This window comes from Azospirillum sp. B506 (assembly GCF_000333595.1).
In the GTDB taxonomy this organism is placed as follows: Bacteria; Pseudomonadota; Alphaproteobacteria; order Azospirillales; family Azospirillaceae; genus Azospirillum.
On the sequence record NZ_BADK01000292.1, the window covers coordinates 1 to 912 of the forward strand.

General features: G+C 65.0%; 2 protein-coding genes. Both read right to left on the reverse strand.

Annotated elements, in window-relative coordinates; all coding sequences use genetic code 11:
• Nucleotides 1–208: 208 nt before the first annotated feature.
• The gene (gene flgC, locus I71_RS09220; protein WP_042694115.1) at nt 209–619 is read right to left on the reverse strand and encodes a flagellar basal body rod protein FlgC; all 411 of its coding nucleotides are present in this window, start codon (nt 617–619) and stop codon (nt 209–211) included.
• Between the two features lie 51 nt (nt 620–670).
• Nucleotides 671–912: flagellar basal body rod protein FlgB (locus I71_RS34895; protein WP_375731182.1), on the reverse strand; the 242-nt coding region annotated here is incomplete at its 5' end.

Genomic DNA, 912 nt, shown 5'->3' on the forward strand with positions numbered 1-912 from the left:
CATGTCCTCGCTCTTCTTCAACGTGCCGATGCTCTCCTTGGCAGCCTGTTCCAGCACGTCGCCGAAGGACGCGCCGTCGCGCGCGGCCATGCCGGGGCCGGTCGTCTTGGCGGCGGTGGTGGCATAGGCCGCGGCGGCGTTCAGCGGATTGATCATGGCGGCGGTTCCGGTGCGTCAGGAGGGTTGAAGGCGGCGGGAGATGCGGGCGTCAGGTGCGCAGGATGTCGATGGTGCGCGTCAGCATCTGCCGCGCGGTGTCGATGGCCGACAGGTTGGCTTCATAGCTGCGCTGGGCCTCGCGCATATCCATCGCCTCCACCACACTGTTGACGTTGGGCAGCAGCACATAGCCGTCGGCGTCGGCCGACGGGTGCGATGGGTCATAGCGGCGCTGGAAGTCGCTTTTGTCCACATCGACCTTGGCGACGCGGACCTTGTCGACGTCCATCGCCCGGTCCAGTTCATTCTTGAAGATCACCGTCTTACGGCGATAGGGCAGATCGCCCGGCGTCTCGGCGGTGGTGTTGGCGTTGGCCAGATTCTCCGAAATGACCTTCAGGCGCGTGCCCTGCGCCTTCATGCCCGAGGCGGAAACCGCCATCGACTTGTAGAGATCCATCGCACCGCCTCCTCAAAACCCCAGCCGGAACAGCTTGCCGGCCGGTTGGCCTCAACTGCCCGAGCGGATCGCCGACTTGATCATCGCCACCTGCTTCTTATACAGGTTGGTGATGGTCTGGTAATCCATCGAACTCTGGCTCATCCGCATCATCTGGTCTTCCAGGACGACGTTGTTGCCGTCCGGCGCCGTTTCGTACGGGTCGCGCACCTTCTGCTCCTTGGNCATGCCGCCCGCGCCACGGGTGCCGGCCAGATTGGACCGGTCGGTCGCCACCGGGGTCAGCCGCCGGC

Coding starts and splice junctions, on each gene's coding strand:
- flgC (WP_042694115.1), bottom strand. CDS start 619: ATGGATCTCTACAAGTCGATGGCGGTTTCCGCCTCGGGCATGAAGGCG.